Here is an 18,902-nt window from a genome sequence, read left to right as displayed (position 1 = left end):
GCCGGGCCACTCGCTCCCCCGGCGGCCGTTGCACGCGACTGGGGGCGGGGGCGGAGCCCCTGGGAACGGTGGAAGGGCGGGTAGGGGACCTCGCCCCGCGTAGCGGCCCACCCACCCGCACCCGACCCACCGGCCCCGGCCACCCGAACCGGCCCCGCCCCAGGTCCGACGGCCGGAGGCCGGCGCAGCGGCGCGAAGCCGGTAAGGCCGCCAGCGGCCGCACCGCGCGAGCGGCGCGTTCAAAGGGACGGCGCCACGCCCGCGCGGTACTTGGGGATGCGGACCGTGACCTTCATCCCGGCGCCGACCCCCGTCTCCACGACGATCCCGTACGCGTCCCCGTACACCTGCCGCATCCGCTCGTCCACGTTCGGCAGCCCGATCCCCGACGCGGACCCGCCCCGCTCCCCGGCAAGGATCCGCCGCAGCCGCTCCGGATCCATCCCCACGCCGTTGTCCTCGATGGTCAGCACCGCCTCCGAGCCGGCGTCCCGCGCCGCGATCGTGATCCGGCACTCCTCCGTGGAGTCCTCCACCCCGTGCTTGACCGCGTTCTCCACCAGCGGCTGCAGACACAGGAACGGCAGCGCCACCGGCAGCACCTCCGGCGCCACCTGCAACGTCACCTTCAGCCGGTCCCCGAACCGGGCCCCGGCCAGCGCCAGGTACCGCTCGATCGACCGCAGCTCCTCGGCCAGCGTGGTGAACTCCCCGTGCCGGCGGAAGGAGTAGCGCGTGAAGTCCGCGAACTCCAGCAGCAGCTCCCGGGCCCGCTCCGGATCCGTCCGCACGAACGAGGCGATCGCCGCGAGGGAGTTGAAGATGAAGTGCGGGGAGATCTGCGCCCGCAGCGCCTTGATCTCCGCCTCCATCAGCCGCGTCCGCGCCCGGTCCAGCTCCGACAGCTCCAGCTGCACGGAGACCCACCGCGCCACCTCCGTCGCGGCCCGCACCAGCACCGCCGACTCCCGCGACCCGTACGCGACCAGCGCCCCCAGCACCCCGTCCTCACCGGTCAGCGGCGCGAACACCGCCCACTTCAGCGGGCAGTCGGGCCGCTGGCACTCCGTCCGCAGGCTCTGGCTGCGCCCCGACTCCAGCATCACCGCGACCCGGGCCATCGCCCGCCGCTCGTGGTGGTCGGCGCCTGGCCCGTCCCAGGCCAGCACCGCCTCGCGGTCCGTCAGGCACAGCGCCTCCGTGCCGAGCAGCGACCGCAGCCGCCGCGCCGCCTTGCGGGCGGCGTCCTCGGTCAGGCCCGCCCGCAGCGGGGGAGCGGCCAGCGAAGCCGTGTGCAGCGTGTGGAAGGTGGCCCGCTCGACCGGGGTGCCCAGGTCCAGCCCCGCCGCCCGCTCCCCGCGCCGGGCCTGCCACCGGCCCCCGGCCCAGCCCAGCCCCAGCAGCAGCACCGCCCCCGCCGCCGCCAGCACCCCGAGCGCCGCCCCGGTCACCAGGAGCCCCCCGCCGCCCGCTCCCCGGCCACGCCCTCGGGCAGGTGCAGCCGCGCCAGCGCCGCCGCCGTCCCCGCCGGGACCCTGGACCGGGTGGCCAGCGACACCAGCACCATCGTCAGGAACCCCAGCGGCACCGACCACACCGCCGGCCAGGCCAGCAGCGCGTGCGCCCACCCCCGCGGCGCCACCCCGCCCCGCGTCGCCAGCACGGCGCCCAGCGCCGCACCGCCACCCGTGAGCAGCCCGGCCACCGCACCCGGCGGGGTCAGACCCCGCCACCAGATCCCGAGCACCAGCAGCGGGCAGAACGAGGACGCCGACACCGCGAAGGCCAGCCCGACCGCGTCCGCGACCGGCACCCGCGTGCCCACCGCCCCGCCCGCCAGCGGCACGGCCATCGCCACCACCACCGCCAGGCGGAAGCTCCCCACCCCGCGCCGCGGCAGCACGTCCTGGTGCAGCACCCCCGCCACCGCCATCGTCAGCCCCGACGCCGTCGACAGGAACGCCGCGAACGCGCCCCCGGCCAGCAGCGCCCCCAGCAGCTCCCCGAGGACCCCGCCCAGCATCCGCTCCGGCAGCACCAGCACCGCCGCGTCCGCGTCCCCGGTCAGCGCCAGCTCGGGCGCGTAGATCCGGCCCAGCGCCCCGTACACCTGCGGCAGCAGGTAGAACACCCCGAGCAGTCCCAGCACCACCAGGGTGGTCCGCCGGGCGGCCCGGCCGTCGGGGCTGGTGTAGAAGCGCACCGCGACGTGCGGCAGGCCCATCGTGCCGAGGAAGGTGGCCAGGATCAGCCCGTACGTGGCGTACAGCCGGTGCTCGCGGTCGCCGGCCGACAGCGGCTTCGCCCAGCCGGGCGAGTCCGGTGCCGTGCCCGCCCGGGACGCGGTGTCCGGGACGGCGGTCCCGGGGGCGAACTCCAGCCGGGTGTGCGCCCGTACCGTGTGCCGGCCGGGCGCCAGGGTCAGCGGGGCGTCCGCGTGGTCGAGCCCGTCCACCCGCCCCGTCACCGTCACGGTGAGCGGCTCGTCCAGCGACAGCCGGACGTCCTGCCCGAGGGTGACGGCGGTGTGCTCACGGAAGACCGCCCGCGCGTCGAAGGAGGCGCGCGGCGCCCCGTCCCCGGCCCACGCGGCCAGCAGGAAGAAGGCGGGCACCAGCAGGGCGCAGAGCTTGAGCCAGTACTGGAAGGCCTGTACGAAGGTGATGCTGCGCATCCCGCCCGCCGCGACGGCCGCCGTCACCACGAACGCGACGACCACCCCGCCCGCCCAGTGCGGGGCCCCGGTCAGCACGGTCAGGGTCAGCCCCGCCCCCTGGAGCTGCGGCAGCAGGTACAGCCAGCCGACCCCGAGCACGAACACCACCGCGATCCGCCGCACGGCCTGCGACTGGAGCCGGGCCTCCGCGAAGTCCGGCAGGGTGTAGGCGCCCGAGCGCCGCAGCGGCGCCGCGACCAGCACCAGCAGCACCAGGTACCCGGCCGTGTAGCCGACGGGGTACCAGAGCATCTCCGGCCCCTGGAGCAGCACCAGCCCGGCGATGCCGAGGAAGGAGGCGGCGGAGAGGTACTCCCCGCTGATGGCCGCCGCGTTCAGCCGGGGGCCGACGGTCCGGGAGGCCACGTAGAAGTCGGAGGTGGTCCGGGATATCCGCAGTCCCAGCGCGCCGACCAGCACCGTCACCAGGACGACGGCGGTGACCGCGGTCAGCGCGTACGTCTGGTTCACCGGAGGGTCCTTCGACGGGGGAGGGGATCCTGGGAGTCTACGCAGCGCCTCCGGCGGGACAACAGGCCCGATCCGGCCCCTGGATCACACCGCCGGATCGCGGTGTTCCGCGCAGTCGCGCAGGGCGATCTCCAGCTCCACGTACGACTCCTCCGCGCGTCGGAAGGCGAGCGTCAGCGCCGCCTCCGCACGCGGGGGCAGGACGCGGCGGGCGTCCTCCTGGGCCTCGAACAGCACATCGGCCCAGCGGGCCGCCGCGCTGCGCAGCCGGGCCAGCAGCTCCTCGGCCTCGGCGGGCCCCGACGGCCGGGTGCGGGGCAGTCCGCTCAGCGCGTCCAACAGCGCCTGGATCTCGGACATGTCGCTCCTCCCGGGCCGGATGGTCCACGATAGGCGCGCGCGGCCCCCGCGGCGGACCACCGGGGGCGGCCCTGCGGCCGACGGGCCCGGCGGATCGCCGTACGCCCTTCTCCGCGCGACGAACGGCGCGCCGGTACGCCGGGCGGTCGTACGCCGGTCCGCCCGCGGCCGGGTGCGGGCCGGGTGCCGGCCGGTGTCAGCCCGTTGCCTGCCGCATCAGCAGGTCCCGGAGCTGGCGCGCGTGGCGGCGGCTCACCTGGAGCTCGGCCGCGCCCACGCGGACGCTGGTGGTGCCCGCGTCCAGCCGGAGTTCGTCGATCCGGGCCAGCGCCACCAGGTGCCGGCGGTGGATGCGGACGAAGCCGCGGGCCGCCCAGCGCTCCTCCAGAGTGGACAGCGGGATCCGCACGAGGTGGCTGCCCTCGTCGGTGTGCAGCCGGGCGTAGTCCCCCTGGGCCTCCACGTACGCGATGTCCGCGATCGCCACGAACCGGGTGACCCCGCCCAGTTCGACGGCGATGTGCTCCGGGGCCCGCTCGGCGGCGGGCGCCTCGCCCGCCGGCCGGCGGGGTACCGGGAAGGCCGCCCGCTCCGGCTCGGGCTGCTGTTCGCGCACGGGCCGGGCCAGGAGATCGCGGGCCCGGCGGACCGCTTCGGCGAGCCGTTCCGGCCGGACGGGCTTCAGTACGTAGTCCACCGCCTTGAGGTCGAAGGCCTGTACGGCGAAGCCCTCGTGCGCGGTGACGAACACGATCAGCGGCGGCCGGGCGAACCCGGCCAGCAGCCGGGCGATGTCCAGCCCCGTCAGCCCGGCCATCTGGATGTCCAGGAAGACCACGTCGATCGCGTCGGGCCCGTCCGGCCCGCTCTCCACGGCGCGGGTGATCCGGCGCAGCGCCTCCGTGGCGTCCGAGGCCCCCTCGGCGCTGCGCACGCGCGGGTCGGAGCGCAGCAGGTAGAGGAGTTCCTCCAGGAGCGGCTTCTCGTCGTCGACGGCCAGTACGCGCAGCATGGGGCCGAGTCTAGGCAAGGGCGGTGGGCGGGCAAACGGTGCGCGGCCCCCGCCCGGGGGGAGGGAGGCGGGGGCCGCGCGACTGGGGGTGGGGGGTCACTGGGCGGTGATGAGCCCGCCGTCGGGGGCGACGGCGTACCAGGTGCCGCCGACGCCCTGGCCGTTGGTGTCGCCGGCCTTCTTGTCACCGGTGAAGGTGTAGACGGGCCAGCAGTTCACCGTCTGCTGCTTCTTGCCGTCGGGGCGGTCCAGGACCAGGTAGTTCTTCTCGGTGATCCCCTTGGCGTTCGCCTTGTCCACCGGCGGCACCACCGGCCACTTGGCCAGGCAGTCGCCGGTGCACTTGGAGACCATGGGCCAGGCGGTGTCCGGCTTGAAGCGGTAGACGGTCATGCCGTTGCCGTCGACGATGTGGTCGCCCAGCTTGGGGTCCTTGGCCACGGTCAGCGCGCCCGCGGCCTGGCCGGCCCCGGCGGGGGCGGGGGAGGCCGCCGCCTTCGCGGCCTTCTTGCCGTCGGGGGCGAAGGCGAACCAGGTGCCGCCGACGCCCTGCCCGTTCAGGTCGCCCGCCTTGGTGTCCTTGGCGAAGCGGTACACGGGCCAGCCGGCCACCGTCAGCTGCTTGCCGCCGTCCTTGCGGACCACCTCGCCCAGCAGCGCGGGGTCCATGCCGGCGGCCGCCGTGACCTCGCCCGCCGCGACCACCGGCCAGGCCTTGGCGCAGTCCCCGTCGCAGTTCGACGTGGGCGGCTTGGCGGTGTCCTTGTCGAAGCGGTACAGGGTGAAGCCGGCGCTGTCGGTGAGCACCGACCCGAGCTGGTCGGTGGCCGCGATCGCCAGCTGCCCGGCGGGCTTGGCGGCACCGGCCTGCTGGGCGGGCTGCTGCCCCTCGGCGTAGGGGTCGGCGGCGGGAGCCTGGGCGGACGCGGCCCCGGCCGGACCCTTCGCGCCGTCCTTGACGTTCGTCCCGCAGGCGGTCGCCGCCAGGGTGACGACGACCGCGACGGCTGCCAGGGTGGTTCCGCGCTTGATGCCCATGGTGTTCTCTCCCACATGTGTGTCCGCCGGGTCCGGGGCCGGTCCGGTGCGTCGTGCGCGGCCCTCGGACCCCGGCTGCTTGTGGGGGACACGGCGCCGCGGGGGCGCCCTGTTCAGCGGGAGCGGTATGGCCTGTCTCACTCACCCGCCGTCGAACCCGGCCCGCCTCAGGGCCGTGACCACAGCGAGGCCGAGGACCTGGTGTCCGGCGTCGTTGGGGTGCAGCCCGTCCGCGAGGTGTTCGGGTCCGAGCACGTCCCGGCCCGGCAGCAGGGCGAGGCGGCCGTCCCCGGCGGCGATCCGGTCCCGGACGGCCCGTTCCATGGCGTCCCGCAGTGCGCCCAGGGTGGCGCCCAGGCGGTTGGGGGTGCGCTCGGCGTCGGGGCGCAGCACGGGGGACAGGAGCAGCAGGGGGGTGCGCGGGTGGCCCTGGCGGACCAGGTCGAGGAACACGCGGGTGGTCTCGTACAGCAGCGGGGCCGTGAAGGGCACGCGGGACCAGCAGTTGGTGCCGAAGGCGAGGGTGAGGACGTCGGCGGGGAGCGCGGCGAGCTGCTCGGCGGTGGCGAGTTCGCCGCGCGCGGCGCCCGCGTAGCCGAGGTTGACGGTGTCGAAGCCCAGCGCGCGGCCGGCGACCGCGGGCCAGCCGTGGGCGGGCCGGGTGGACCACCAGCCCTCGGTGATGGAGTCGCCGTGCACCACCCAGCGGGGGGCCCCGGGGGCGGGGGCGAGGTCGCCGCCGATGCCCCGCAGCCCCAGGATCAGCGGGGACTGCCCCTCGGGCGGGTGCAGGGTGAAGGGGCCGTGCTGCGGCGGCAGTCCGAGGCGTACGACGGACTCCGCGGCGGGCTCGGTGAAGACCTCGGTGAGCAGCCCGTGCCGGTTCCACAGGGCGAAGCCGTGCGAGAGGTCGCGCAGCGCGTCGGTGGGGCCGGGCACGGTGGCCCGGTAGCGGATCTCCACCGCGTGTGCCGTGTGCGTGGTGAACTCCAGCCGCACGCCTATGGGGAGGGTGGCCCGCTCGCCGGTGTCCCAGGGCAGCCGCATGGTGTCGTCCGGGTCGGCGCGCACCGGGCGGCCCCGGTCCAGCCAGGCGACCCCGCGCAGGAAGGGCCCGGGGTCCTGCCATTTTCCTTCGGGGCCCGGTGATGGTCTCAATCCGCGTCTCCGATCGTCGGGTACGGGAACTTCACGCCGACCCCGCCGTCCACGACCAGCGTCTGCCCCGTCACGTACGAGGCCTGCGGCGAGGCGAGGAAGTACAGGGCGGACGCGATGTCGGCGGTCTCGGCGACCCGGCCCGGCGGTGCGTCGGCGGCGTTGCGCTCCCGTCCCCCCCGGTCCGAGCAGTGCGGCGACCCGCGGGGTCCACACCACCCCCGGGGCCACTGCGTTCACCCGTACCCCGTGCGGGCCCGGTTCGACCGCGGCGGACCGCACCAGCGCCATCAGGGCGGCCTTCGCCGCCCCCGTGACCTCCGCCGAGCCGGGGGAGGTGGCCGCCATCCAGGCGGGCGGGTGGGGTCCTGCACCGGCTTCGGCGTGACCATCCGGCGCGGGAAGCGGAACCGCTCGGAGGCGTATTTGTAGTACTCCTCGCGCCACATTCCGGCAACGATCCCCAGGGCCTCGGCCCAGTCCTCGCGGGACCGCTCCCGGTCCACCCCGAAGCCGAGCCGGATCCTCTCGGTCAGCCCGGCCAGGCGGCCGAGGAGCACCTCGGGGGCCGGGCAGTGGGAACGGCCCTCGCGGAAGTGGTGCTCGACCGCCCAGACCGTGCGGAAGCCCATCCGGTCGGCCAGTCGTACCTTCCCCCGGACTCCGTCCGGGAGGGGCCCCCACACGGCCTCCCGGTAGGCGCGCTGCTCGGCGGCCCGCCGGCCGTACGGGTGGGCGCCGTGCCAGGGCCGCGGCACGTCGATCTCGTAGAGCACGTCCAGGTCCATGGCGGCACGCTGCGGCAGATCTGACGAAGTGTCAATGAAGCCGCCCGGCGGAGCCCTGTGCAGCGATCGATCATCCGTGCGCAACAAACGACCATGGCGGGCGGATCCGCGCAACGATCGTCCGCCAATGTGCAAGGATGGTGCATTACGGGCGGTATCACTCTGCTCGTAGGCTCACCCCCTGTACGTGGAGTGGCGCGGACCGCCTGCTCGGCGGTCCCCTCATGCCCAGACGGGCTCACCCCTGTCTGCCAACTGCTCCGGACCGCTGCGGTCGACGCCCGAACCGTCCCCATCCCGCAGTGTCAAAGGAGTCCCCTCGTGCTCGATCAGGGCCAGGCACCCACGCTCTCCCAGGAGACGCGCAAGCCCGTGAACCCGCTCATGCGGCGCAAGCCGGTCGAGCGGCTCGTGTCCGAGGGCGGGCAGGGCGAGGGCGGCACGCTGCGCCGCTCGCTCACCATGTGGCAGCTGACCATGATCAGCATCGGTGCCACCCTGGGCACCGGCATCTTCGTCGTCCTCGGCACCGCCGCCCCCAAGGCCGGCCCCGCCGTGACGATCTCCTTCATCATCGCGGGCCTGACCGCCCTGTTCTCGGCCCTCTCCTACGCCGAGCTGGCCGGCTCCGTCCCGGTCTCCGGCTCCTCGTACTCCTACGCGTACGCCACCATGGGCGAGCTCATAGCCTGGATCTGCGGCTGGTGCCTGGTCCTGGAGTACGCCGTCTCCGTCGCGGCCGTCGCCGTCGGCTGGGGCCAGTACCTCAACGAGTTCCTCGACGGGACGATCGGCGTCACCATCCCCGAATCGGTCTCCGCACCGCTGGGCGAGGGCGGCTTCATCAACCTGCCGGCCCTGGTCGTCGTCCTGCTCTCGATGGTCTTCCTGATGCGCGGCGCCAAGGAGAGCGCCACGGTCAACTCGATCATGGTCGCGGTGAAGATCGTCACCCTGCTGCTCTTCATCGGCATCGGCGTCCTGGGCATCAAGGCCGGCAACTACACCCCGCTCGCCCCCCTCGGCATGAGCGGCATCGCCGCCGGCGCCTCCACCCTCTTCTTCTCCTACATCGGCTTCGACGCCGCCTCCACCGCCGGTGAGGAGGCCAAGGACCCGAAGAAGGACCTGCCGCGCGCGATCATGCTCTCGCTGGCCATCGTCACCGTCCTCTACGTCCTCGTCGCCTTCGTCGCCGTCGGCGCCATGCCGTGGCAGGACTTCGAGGGCACCGAGGCCGCGCTCGCCCAGATCATGACCGACGTCACCGGCACCAGCGTCTGGGGCGTCGTCCTCGCCGCCGGCGCGGTCGTCGCGATCTTCTCCGTCGTCTTCGCCGTCCTCTACGGCCAGACCCGCATCCTCTTCGCGATGTCCCGCGACGGCCTCGTCCCCAAGGTCTTCGCCAAGGTCGACGAGAAGACCGGCGCCCCCCGCGCCAACGTGGTGATCGTCTCCCTGTTCTGCGGCGTCCTCGCCGCCTTCATCCCGCTGGGCAAGCTCGCCGACGCCACCAGCATCGGCACCCTGTTCGCCTTCGGCCTCGTCAACGTCGCCGTCATCATCCTGCGCGTCAAGCGCCCGGACATGCCGCGCACGTTCAAGGTGGCGCTCTTCCCCGTCACCCCGATCCTGGGCTTCCTCGCCTGCGGCTTCATGATGTTCAGCCTCGATATGGCCACGTGGATGGTCTTCGGTGGCTGGATGATCGTGGGCCTCGTGTTCTACTTCCTGTACGGCGTCCGCCGCTCCCGACTGGCCACCGAAGCAGAAGTGGCCACAGCAGAGAAGTGATCCACCCGCAGTGCGACTGAACGATCTCGACGAACGCATCGTGCACGCCCTCGCCGAGGATGCCCGCCGCTCCTACGCGGACATCGGCTCCGAGGTCGGGCTCTCGGCCCCCGCCGTGAAACGGCGCGTGGACCGGCTGCGGGCCGAAGGCGCCATCACCGGCTTCACCGTCCGCGTGGACCCGGCCGCCATGGGCTGGGAGACCGAGGGCTTCATCGAGATCTACTGCCGCCACAACACCTCGCCGGACGACATCCGGCGAGGGCTGGAGCGGTACCCCGAGGTGGTGTCCGCGTCGACCGTCACCGGCGACGCAGACGCCCTCGTCCAGGTCTTCGCCTCCGACATGAGGCACTTCGAGCGCGTCCTGGAACGCATCGCGGGCGAACCCTTCGTGGAACGGACCAAGTCCGTCCTCGTCCTCAGCCCGCTCCTGCGCCGCTTCACCTCGGGAGCCCCCGCGTAGGTCATCACCGACGCCCCCGCCGGAACAACCGGCGGGGGCGTCGGCGTACCCGCGTACGGGACGCGGGCGGGACGCGTACGGGACGCGTACGGGACGCGGGCGGGGCTGTCGGAGGGGCGTGCCACCATCGGGCGCATGAAGATCCAGATCCAGCCGCCGGCCGACCCGCACCTCTCGACCGTCTACACCGACTGGGCCCGCGCCCACGACCCCGGCTCCGCGCCGGCCGCCGCCCTGCTGCTCGACGAGGCCCTCGGCACGATCCACCGGGCCTACGAGAAGCCCGGCCGCTACGTGGACGGCCTGGAGCGGCGCGTACGGGAACTGGATCCCGCCCACCTGCCCTGGTTCTGGGACACCATCGGCCACAAGCTCATCGCCTGGCACCTGCGCTCCGCCGCCCGCGCCTACACCCTGGCCCGCAAGGCCGAACGCGGCCACCGCCTGCCCGTCGACCCCGACTGGCGCCGGGCCAACGTCCTGCTCTTCGCCCGCGCCGGAGCCCTGCCCGCCACCGAGCTCAGCGGCCACCAGGCCTGGCTGGCCGAGGCCCTGGAGCCCACCGCCGCCCACGAGGAGTACGTACGGGTCCTGCGCACCTGGGCCGCCTCGCCCGGCGAACTCCCCGCCGACCTCGCCCGCCGCGTCCGCCTCTCCGCACGCGCCGCGGGCCTCGACACCGCCGAGGAGGCCCGCGTCCTCGGCATCCTGCTCGGCGCCGCGAAGGGCAAGGAGGTCCCCGACCGGCTGCTCGACGCCGCCACCGGGCTGCTCACCGCCCACCCCCCGGCGGAGGAGACCGCGGCCCTGCTCCTCGACCTCTTCCCCGAGAGCCGCGCCGACGCCTCCTCCTGGCTGCGCCTGCTCCTCGGCTGCGGCGCCGCCCAGGCCGCCGCGGCCGGGCGCATCGCCCCCGAGGGCGGCCTCACCGAATGGTTCTCCCGGTACGCCGGCCGCTACGCCCACGGCCGCAGTGGCAGCGGCGTCATGCGCCAGCCCATGCCCGCCGAACTCTTCGAGCTCCTCGCCCTCTTCGCCCCCCGGCTGCGCGCCTGCGAGGACCCGCTGCGGCTGCACGAGGACCGCTACACCTACCGGGGGCTGGACGCCGACCTCCTCGACGCCTGCCTCGCCGAGGGCATAGCCGTCCAGGACCCCGGCGTCGCCGTGGAGCTGGTGTTCTGGGACGCCCGCTCCCGCCGCGACCTCAAGGCCCTGGCCGCCGACCCGGTCTTCGGCCCCCGCCTGGAGGGCACCGTCCACGCCCGCCTGCGCGGCTCCGGCACCGCCGTCAGCCGCCTCCCGCACAACGCGGGCATCACCGCCGAGGTCCACGGCCGGATCGAGGGCCTGCTCGCCGCCCTGCGCGGCGGCGGCCTCGCCGCCGCCGACGAGGCCGTCGACGAGCTCGCCACCCTCCTCGACCGGCCCACCGCCCGCGCCCTCGACGGCATCGACGAAGCCCTCGCCGCCCCGGACCTCACCGGCCCGCTCGCCCGCGCCCTGCGCGCCGGACTCCCCGAGGAGCACGGCTGGCCCGCCCTGGAAGAGGCCGTCGCCGCCCTCGGCGGCCCCGACGCCGTCACCGGAGTCACCTGCACCTGGCCCCTCCTGACCGTCTACGGCCCCGACCGCGCCGTCACCGTCGACCACGCCGGCCCCCGCGCATCCTGCACCTTCCGGCTCCCCGAGGAAGCGACCGCGCACACCGTCCACCACGTCGGCGGCGCCTTCCTGGTCGCCTTCGGCACCACCCCCAAGGCCACCTTCGGCGACCGGGCCTTCTGGGCCGACCGCCCCGAGGACGTCTTCGAACCCGAGGAACAGCTCGGCCTGCGCCGCTACGGCGGCATGATCCAGGGCGGCCTCGGCTACCACTTCCAGACCCCGGACGGCGGCGGCCGCCACGAAGGCGGATCCGTCCTGCGCCCCGGCGGCCGCACGGGCATCGGCTCCTACGACTCCCAGATGAGCGACGGCCGGCGCTACTGGAGCTCCGGCGGCGTCGGCCGGCGGACCGGCCAGGTCCTGACCCGCGTCCACCCGGAGACCGGCGAAGTGCTCCCCGACACCACGCCCCCCGAGTTCCACGCCCCCGCCGCACTCCCGCCCGGCACGCAGCGCTTCTCCTCCTCCTGCCAGACCCTCGCCGCCCTCCCCGAAGGCGCCCCCGCCTCCCCGCTCGGCCAGGACGGCCGGCTCGTCGGCTTCCGCGTCCTCAACCACACCCCCTACTCCGGCCCCTCGCCCACCTCGTTCGTCCTGGAGGGCATCGACGGCCGCCGCGCCACCTACCGCAGCCGGCGCCTGGGCCGCAAGCCCTGGGCCGTCGTCCGGATGCCGCAGGGCGGCGAGGACGGGGTCCTCGTCGGCCAGGAGGCCATCCGCTGCCACGCCGCCGAGGACAACTCCCTCCTGTGGCAGGTGCACGGCTTCCCCGGCTCCGACGAGCGCCGCACCCCCGGCTTCGGCGAAGGCGCCGGCCCGGTCCCGCCGCCCGCCTTCTGGCACTTCCTCACCCCGCGCTGCGAAGCCTCCTCCCGGGCCCTGCGCACCCTCGACGACACCGCCGTACGCGCCCTGCTCGACGCCGCCCTCGCCGGAGACCCGGCCCCCGCCCTGCCCGGCGGCCTCGAACCGCGCATCGCCGCCGGCGTCGGCCGGGCCGCCCGGCTCGCCGCCGACGTCCTGCGCCGGCTGCGCGGGCTCGCCCGCCGCGTCGCCCTGATGCGGGCCGCACCCCTCGTCACCCTGCGCACCGAGGTGCCCGACTCCGTGCTCGCCCCCGCCCTCCACCCGCTGCAGTCGCTGCGCCACCGCTACTACAACGACCCCGAGCCCGCCCGGCAGCCCGCCATGCTCACCGCAATCGCCGCCGACGGGCGCCACCTGCGCGGCGAGATCGACGACGAGGCCCGCGTGCTGGCCCGGCCCGCCGACCCCGAGCCCTGGGAGCCGCTGCTCGGCCGGATCGGCGCCGTCGCCTGGCGGGCCGCCGCCGCGACCACCCCCGACGAGGAGCGGACGGCCCTGGCCGCACTGCTGGACACCTGGAGCGGGCAGCCCTTCGCCGAAGCGGGCGGCAGCTGGCGCACCGGCCTGGCGGGCGAGGAGGCACTCGCCGCCCTCCGCGCCGCCGGGCACACCCTGGCCTCCGGGGCCGTCCGCAGGGGCCGGGCCTGGTTCCTCCAGCGGGCCTCCGACCCCGCCCCCGAAGGCGCCGAGGACTGCCGGACCACCACCGTCGAGGACGCGGACTCCGTACGCCTGCCCCGGCTGCTGGAACTGCTCGCCGAGCGGGGCCCGCTGCCCGCGGAGCCCGCCGCCCGCGAGGCCTTCACCCGGCTGACCGGGGCCCGCGGGCCCGTGGCGGCCCTGGTCCTCGCCGGGTTCCCGGCCCGCGAGGACCACCGGGAGCACCTCAAGCTGCTGGCCGCCGCGCCGTTCAAGGCCGGCAAGTCCCTCGCCGCGGAGTACGGGGAGCTCTCCCGGAAACTCGGCGACGCCGGCCGCTGCGCGGTCCTCGCCGCCGGCCTGCCGCAGGACGTGGCCGAGCTGTGGGAGCCGGGCGGGACCGTCCGGGCCGCCGAGCGGATGGCCGCCGTGTGGACCGGCCTGCTGGGCGCCGAGGAGCGCGTGGACGAGGAGCTGGCCGCCGCCCTGGAGGCCGACCTGGGCCTGCCCCTGCCCTGGGCCCGGGCCCTGCAAGCCGGCCGGACCCCCGAGGGGACCCCCTCCGGCGCGGAGGGCCTCGTACTCGTCGGCAACCGGAGGGGCGGGATCGACCTCCACCACGCCGCTCCCGACGGCACCGCCGGGGCCTGGATCCACGGGGAACCCGCCCACCACACCGCCGCCTCCGTGATCGCCTGGGCCCTGACGGAACGGCCCGCCGGCGACGCCGGAGCCCGGGGCGCGCTCGCGCTGTACGGGCGGCTGCGGGACGGGATCGACGGACCGGGCGCGCTCGTCCCGCTGGGCGGCTTCTTCGGGGAGCTGGCCGGCATCGCCCAGGGCGACCCGGCCTTCACCCCGTACGCGGGGCCCGTACTGCCCTGCCCGGAGCCCCTGTGGGAGGGCGCCGCCGGCACCTCCACGGCCCTCGACGACGGGGTCTTCGTGGTGGCCGTGCCCAGCGGGGACGCGTTCCTGCGGGTGGCCGCCCTCGCCGACCCGGAGCGCGGGGAGCGGGCCGAGCGGATCGCCGCCACGGTCCGGGGCGGCTACCTGCTGACCGTCCTGCGCCGCCACCGGGACCTCGCCGACGGCCTCGCCCGGCTGGCCGCCCGCGCCGCGGACACCCCCGTGCCCGAGGGCGGCTACGAGGCGAACCCGGCGCTGAGCGCCCCCGAGCTGGTCGCCGAGGCCGCCGAGGCCCTCGGGGTCGGCGCGGACGCCGCCGCCCTGTACCTCCAGCTGCTGGCCCTGGTCCGCCCGACGGACCGCGCGGTCCGCCGCTGGAACGGCTGGACGGCCGCCCGGCACAAGGCCGCCCAGGCGGAGCTGGCGGCCACCGGCGCGGTGGAGAGCGGCAAGCGGGCCCGCGCGGGACGCACCCTGTTCGTCCCGGGCCAGTGGACGGAGCTCAAGGCCCCGCACCTCCCGGTGGAGCACGCCAAGCTGGCCCCGCACCTGGCAGCGGCCTCGGGCACGACCCTCCACCCGCCGCTGCTGCGCCTGCTCGCACCGCTGCCCCCGCACGAGCTGTTCGCCCGCGCCTGGGCACAGCGGCAGGGGTAGTCACACGGACAGCGGGCGGGCCGTACGGCCGGTGAGCGCGCGGCGCTCCTCCTCCGTCAGCCCGCCCCAGACGCCGAAGGGCTCACGGGTGCGCAGGGCGTGCTCCAGACAGGCCGCGCGGACCGGGCAGCGGGCGCAGACCTCCTTCGCCGCCCGGTCCCGGTCCTCGCGTTCCTCCCCCCGCTCACCGGCGGGGTGGAAGAACCGGCCGGGTCCGAGCGCGCGGCAGGCGGCCCGGGACTGCCACTGCCAGTGGTGGAGGGCGGCTCCGGGCAGGCGTGAGAGGTCGGTCATGTCGGCTCCTTCCAGTGGCCTCGTCCCGCGTCTGACCGCTGGGAGCCCACTGAAACGGCCCGCCGGGAAACCGGGAGCGCGGCGGCGGTCCGGACGACCGCTGATCTGCCCGCGTGTTCATCGCCACGGCCGCCTTCCCGCCGCCCGCGCTCCCGTGCCGCCGACGCTACGGGCAACTCCTGCGGCACTCAATGAACCCCGTGTTAAAGCGTGTTACGGAAGACCGTCCACTCGTCCGGGCCCACTCGTCCGGGCCCACTCGTCCGGGGCCTGCTCGTCCGGGCCTACTCCTTCGGGGAGCGCACGCCGATGAACACCGGCTCCCGGCGCAGGGTGAAACCCATCGACTCGTACAGCCGGACCGCGCCCGTGTTGCCCGCCGCCGCGTGCAGGAACGGCAGGTCCCCGCGGTCCCGGATCCCCGCCGCCACCGCCCGGACGAGCCGGGCCGCCAGACCCCGGCCGCGGAAGTCCGGGTGGGTGCACACCGCGCTGATCTCGGTCCAGCCCGGCGGCCGCATCCGCTCCCCGGCCATCGCCACGAGCCGGCCCTCGTGCCGGATCCCCAGATAGGTGCCCAGCTCGACCGTGCGCGGCAGGAACGGGCCCGGCTCCGTCAGCCTGACCAGGGCCGTCATCTCCTCCACGTCGGCCGGGCCGAGCCGGACCGCCTCCGGCGCGTGCCCGACCCGTACCGCCCGGCCGTCCAGCTGGACCCCGGGCACCACGGCCACCGTCTCCCAGCCCGGCGGCGGCGTCAGCAGGCCCGTCAGCCACACCTCCTCGCCGGGGCCGGTCAGCGCCGCCAGGTCCGCCCAGGCGGCCGGGTCCTCCGGGTCGGAGAGGGCGGCGAACGGGTTGGCGGACTGGAGGTAGCGGGCGGCCCCGCTCCCCGAGTACTCGGCGAAGGCGCGGTGCGCGCCGTTCAGGGAGCCCCACACCGGGTTGTCGAGCGGGGAAGCGGGATTCTCGGCGGACATGTCGGTGCGGGATCCTTCCTGAGGGCCGTGTCGGTCGGCCGCAGGGTAAGCCCCCGGGACCCGGCTGAGCAGCCGGTTTTCCCGCGGACGTCAGGTCCCGCCCCGGCCCGCAGGCCCCTGCGGAGCCGCCGCGCAACGAATCACCGCACATCCCCGGGAACGCGCAACGAATCGATGCGCCCAGCGCAACGGTCACGGCTTGTCCGGGTCGAACGCGCGAACGTACCGTTTTACGACCCCCACCCCACCTGTCACAGAGGTACGCCCATGCCCCCGCTGCGCACCGCACTCCTCCAGAGCTCCGGACGGCTCGGCGACACCGCCGAGAACCTGAAGCGGCTCGACGAGGCCGCGTCGCGCGCCGCACAGGGCGGGGCCGGGCTCCTCGTGACCTCGGAGATGTTCCTGACCGGCTACGCGCTGGACCTCCAGGAGGTGCCGGGGTACGCCGAACCGGCCGACGGCGAGTCCGCCCACGCCATCGCGGGCATCGCCCGCCGCCACGGGATCGCCGTCCTGTACGGCTACCCGGAGCGGGACGGCGACACCGTCTACAACTCGGCGCAGCTGATCGGCCCCGACGGCGCCCGGCTGGCGAACTACCGCAAGACGCACCTCTTCGGCTGCTTCGAGCAGGACGCCTTCACCCCCGGCGACACCCCCGTCGTCCAGGCGGACCTGAACGGCCTCCGCGTCGGCATCATGATCTGCTACGACGTGGAGTTCCCCGAGAACGTACGGGCCCACGCGCTCGCCGGGACCGACCTCCTCCTGGTCCCGACCGCGCAGATGCACCCCTTCCAGTTCGTCGCCGAACAGCTGGTCCCCGTACGGGCCTTCGAGAACCAGATGTACATCGCGTACGTCAACCGGACCGGCCCCGAGGGCGAGTTCGAGTTCGTCGGCCTCAGCTGCCTCGCCAGCCCCGACGGGGTCACCCGCACCCGGGCCGGCCGCGGCGAGGAGATGGTCTTCGGCCAGGTCGACCCCGAGCTCCTCGAAGCCTCCCGCGAGACCAACCCGTACCTGCGCGACCGCCGCCCCGGGCTCTACGCCTCCCTCGTCTGAGCCGCCGGCTCCACCCCCCAGCCCTCCCGCCCCGCCCCGCCTGTTCTGCCGCAAGGAGACGTGCCCCCATGACGTCCACGGTGCCCACCACCGCCGTTCCGCACAGCGACGGCCAGCCCCCGATCACCATGTTCGGGCCGGACTTCCCGTACGCCTACGACGACTTCCTCGCCCACCCGGCGGGCCTGGGCCAGATACCGGCGACCGAGCACGGCACCGAGGTCGCCGTCATCGGCGGCGGCCTGTCCGGCATCATCTCCGCCTACGAGCTGATGAAGATGGGCCTCAAGCCCGTCGTGTACGAGGCCGACCAGATCGGCGGCCGCCTGCGCACCGTCGGCTTCGAGGGCGCCGGCACCGAGGGCCTGACCGCGGAGATGGGCGCCATGCGCTTCCCGCCGTCCTCCACCGCGCTCCAGCACTACATCGACCTCGTGGGCCTGCAGACCCAGCCCTTCCCGAACCCGCTGGCCGAGGCCACCCCCTCCACGGTCGTGGACCTCAAGGGCGAGACCCACTACGCCGAGACCATCGCCGACCTCCCGCAGGTCTACCGCGACGTCGCCGCCGCGTGGAACGCCTGCCTCGACGAGGGCGCCGACTTCTCCGACATGAACACCGCGATGCGCGAGCGGGACGTCCCGCGCATCCGCGAGATCTGGGCGAAGCTCGTCGAGAAGCTCGACGACGAGACCTTCTACGGCTTCCTCTGCAAGTCCGAGGCCTTCAAGTCCTTCCGCAAGCGCGAGATCTTCGGCCAGGTCGGCTTCGGCACCGGCGGCTGGGACACCGACTTCCCGAACTCCATCCTGGAGATCCTGCGCGTCGTCTACACCGAGGCGGACGACCACCACCGCGGCATCGTCGGCGGCTCGCAGCAGCTGCCGCTGCGCCTGTGGGAGCGCGAGCCCGAGAAGATCCTGCACTGGGCCCAGGGAACGTCCCTGTCCTCCCTGCACGACGGCACCCCGCGCCCGGCGGTCACCCGCCTGCACCGCACGGCCGGCAACCGCATCACCGTCACCGACGCGTCGGGCGACATCCGCACCTACCGCGCCGCGATCTTCACGGCCCAGTCGTGGATGCTGCTGTCGAAGATCGCGTGCGACGACACGCTCTTCCCGATCGACCACTGGACGGCGATCGAGCGCACCCACTACATGGAGTCCAGCAAGCTCTTCATCCCCGTCGACCGCCCCTTCTGGCTCGACAAGGACGAGGAGACGGGCCGCGACGTCATGTCGATGACCCTCACCGACCGCATGACCCGCGGCACGTACCTCCTGGACAACGGCCCGGACCAGCCGGCCGTGATCTGCCTGTCGTACACCTGGTGCGACGACAGCCTGAAGTGGCTGCCGCTGTCCGCGAACGAGCGGATGGAGGTCATGCTGAAGTCCCTCGGCGAGATCTACCCCAAGGTCGACATCCGCCGCCACATCATCGGCAACCCGGTGACCGTGTCCTGGGAGAACGAGCCCTACTTCATGGGCGCGTTCAAGGCCAACCTGCCGGGCCACTACCGCTACCAGCGGCGCCTGTACACCCACTTCATGCAGGACCGCCTCCCCGAGGACAAGCGCGGCATCTTCCTCGCGGGCGACGACATCTCCTGGACGGCCGGCTGGGCCGAGGGCGCGGTCCAGACCGCGCTGAACGCCGTCTGGGGCGTCATGCACCACCTCGGCGGCTCCACGGACGCCGCCAACCCGGGCCCGGGCGACGTCTTCGACGAGATCGCCCCGGTCGAACTGCCGGAGGACTGATCCTCTTCACGCGCCGCTCGCGCGGCTCGGCCCCTGGGGGCCTCACCGGCTTCGCGCCGCTGCGACAGCCTCCGGCTGTCGGATGCGGGGCGGGGCCGGTTTGCGTTGTGGGTGCCGGTGGGTCGTCTGCGGGTGGTTGGCCGCTGCGCGGTGCGGGGTCCCCTACCCGCCCTTCCACCGTTCCCCGGGCGCTGCCCGGACCCGCGCCTCAAACTCCCCCAGCTACCGCTGGGAGGTGCCCCCAGGCGGGG

Annotated in this window: 15 protein-coding genes and 1 pseudogene; 5 read left to right on the top strand and 11 right to left on the bottom strand. The window is 74.8% G+C overall.

Annotated elements, in window-relative coordinates; translation table 11 throughout:
- Nucleotides 1-239 precede the first annotated feature (239 nt).
- The 9 genes and pseudogenes from AC07A6_RS17710 to AC07A6_RS17670 form a co-directional block, all read right to left on the bottom strand.
- Entirely contained in the window at nt 240-1,451 is a 1,212-nt protein-coding gene (locus tag AC07A6_RS17710; RefSeq protein ID WP_386274284.1) for a sensor histidine kinase, read from the bottom strand.
- On the bottom strand, nt 1,448-3,187 hold the full coding sequence (locus AC07A6_RS17705; protein WP_478777664.1) for a sodium/solute symporter: 1,740 nt from the start codon (nt 3,185-3,187) through the stop codon (nt 1,448-1,450). Before AC07A6_RS17705 ends, AC07A6_RS17710 begins: the two co-directional genes overlap by 4 nt.
- A gap of 84 nt (nt 3,188-3,271) precedes the next feature.
- Nucleotides 3,272-3,547 (bottom strand): hypothetical protein, encoded by a 276-nt coding sequence (locus AC07A6_RS17700; protein WP_362472607.1) that lies wholly within the window; start codon nt 3,545-3,547, stop codon nt 3,272-3,274.
- A gap of 196 nt (nt 3,548-3,743) precedes the next feature.
- Nucleotides 3,744-4,559 (bottom strand): LytR/AlgR family response regulator transcription factor, encoded by an 816-nt coding sequence (locus AC07A6_RS17695; RefSeq protein ID WP_478777663.1) that lies wholly within the window; start codon nt 4,557-4,559, stop codon nt 3,744-3,746.
- A gap of 96 nt (nt 4,560-4,655) precedes the next feature.
- Nucleotides 4,656-5,597 carry an SCO0930 family lipoprotein gene (locus tag AC07A6_RS17690; protein WP_362472616.1) on the bottom strand — a complete coding sequence of 314 codons (942 nt, stop codon included), beginning with the start codon at nt 5,595-5,597 and terminating at the stop codon, nt 4,656-4,658.
- Between the two features lie 141 nt (nt 5,598-5,738).
- Nucleotides 5,739-6,755, bottom strand: a complete 1,017-nt coding sequence (locus AC07A6_RS17685; RefSeq protein ID WP_478777711.1) for a GDSL-type esterase/lipase family protein — start codon at nt 6,753-6,755, stop codon at nt 5,739-5,741.
- Nucleotides 6,752-6,874, bottom strand: a complete 123-nt coding sequence (locus AC07A6_RS17680; protein ID WP_478777710.1) for an SDR family oxidoreductase — start codon at nt 6,872-6,874, stop codon at nt 6,752-6,754. Before AC07A6_RS17680 ends, AC07A6_RS17685 begins: the two co-directional genes overlap by 4 nt.
- Nucleotides 6,875-6,998: 124 nt before the next feature.
- Nucleotides 6,999-7,046: pseudogene (locus tag AC07A6_RS17675) on the bottom strand (hypothetical protein); the annotation flags it as partial.
- Nucleotides 7,046-7,543 (bottom strand): LLM class flavin-dependent oxidoreductase, encoded by a 498-nt coding sequence (locus tag AC07A6_RS17670; protein WP_478777662.1) that lies wholly within the window; start codon nt 7,541-7,543, stop codon nt 7,046-7,048. The gene AC07A6_RS17670 and the pseudogene AC07A6_RS17675, both read right to left, overlap by 1 nt.
- A 321-nt stretch (nt 7,544-7,864) precedes the next feature.
- On the opposite strand from AC07A6_RS17670, the gene AC07A6_RS17665 reads away from it, so the two are divergent.
- The 3 genes from AC07A6_RS17665 to AC07A6_RS17655 all read left to right on the top strand — a co-directional run bounded on the left by AC07A6_RS17665 (nt 7,865) and on the right by AC07A6_RS17655 (nt 14,543).
- Nucleotides 7,865-9,337 carry an amino acid permease gene (locus AC07A6_RS17665; RefSeq protein ID WP_478777661.1) on the top strand — a complete coding sequence of 491 codons (1,473 nt, stop codon included), beginning with the start codon at nt 7,865-7,867 and terminating at the stop codon, nt 9,335-9,337.
- A gap of 10 nt (nt 9,338-9,347) precedes the next feature.
- Complete coding sequence (locus AC07A6_RS17660; protein WP_007262967.1) at nt 9,348-9,803, top strand: Lrp/AsnC family transcriptional regulator; 456 nt, start codon at nt 9,348-9,350, stop codon at nt 9,801-9,803.
- Nucleotides 9,804-9,938: 135 nt separating this feature from the next.
- Complete coding sequence (locus AC07A6_RS17655) at nt 9,939-14,543, top strand: hypothetical protein (protein ID WP_478777660.1); 4,605 nt, start codon at nt 9,939-9,941, stop codon at nt 14,541-14,543.
- Here AC07A6_RS17655 and AC07A6_RS17650 read toward each other — a convergent pair whose 3' ends face one another.
- Complete coding sequence (locus AC07A6_RS17650; RefSeq protein WP_125818229.1) at nt 14,544-14,837, bottom strand: WhiB family transcriptional regulator; 294 nt, start codon at nt 14,835-14,837, stop codon at nt 14,544-14,546.
- A 284-nt stretch (nt 14,838-15,121) separates the two neighbouring features.
- Nucleotides 15,122-15,817, bottom strand: a complete 696-nt coding sequence (locus AC07A6_RS17645; protein WP_478777659.1) for a GNAT family N-acetyltransferase — start codon at nt 15,815-15,817, stop codon at nt 15,122-15,124.
- Nucleotides 15,818-16,084: 267 nt separating this feature from the next.
- Between AC07A6_RS17645 and AC07A6_RS17640 the strand changes: the two genes are divergently transcribed.
- A complete protein-coding gene (locus tag AC07A6_RS17640) occupies nt 16,085-16,885 on the top strand; it encodes a carbon-nitrogen hydrolase family protein (RefSeq protein WP_007262964.1) in 801 nt (266 codons plus the stop codon).
- A 68-nt stretch (nt 16,886-16,953) separates the two neighbouring features.
- Complete coding sequence (locus AC07A6_RS17635) at nt 16,954-18,651, top strand: flavin monoamine oxidase family protein (protein WP_362472585.1); 1,698 nt, start codon at nt 16,954-16,956, stop codon at nt 18,649-18,651.
- Nucleotides 18,652-18,902: the final 251 nt, after the last annotated feature.

This window comes from Streptomyces sp. NPDC044002 (genome assembly GCF_056434525.1).
Note: the sequence above shows the minus strand (reverse complement) of the source record. Positions and strands in the feature narration are given on the sequence as shown.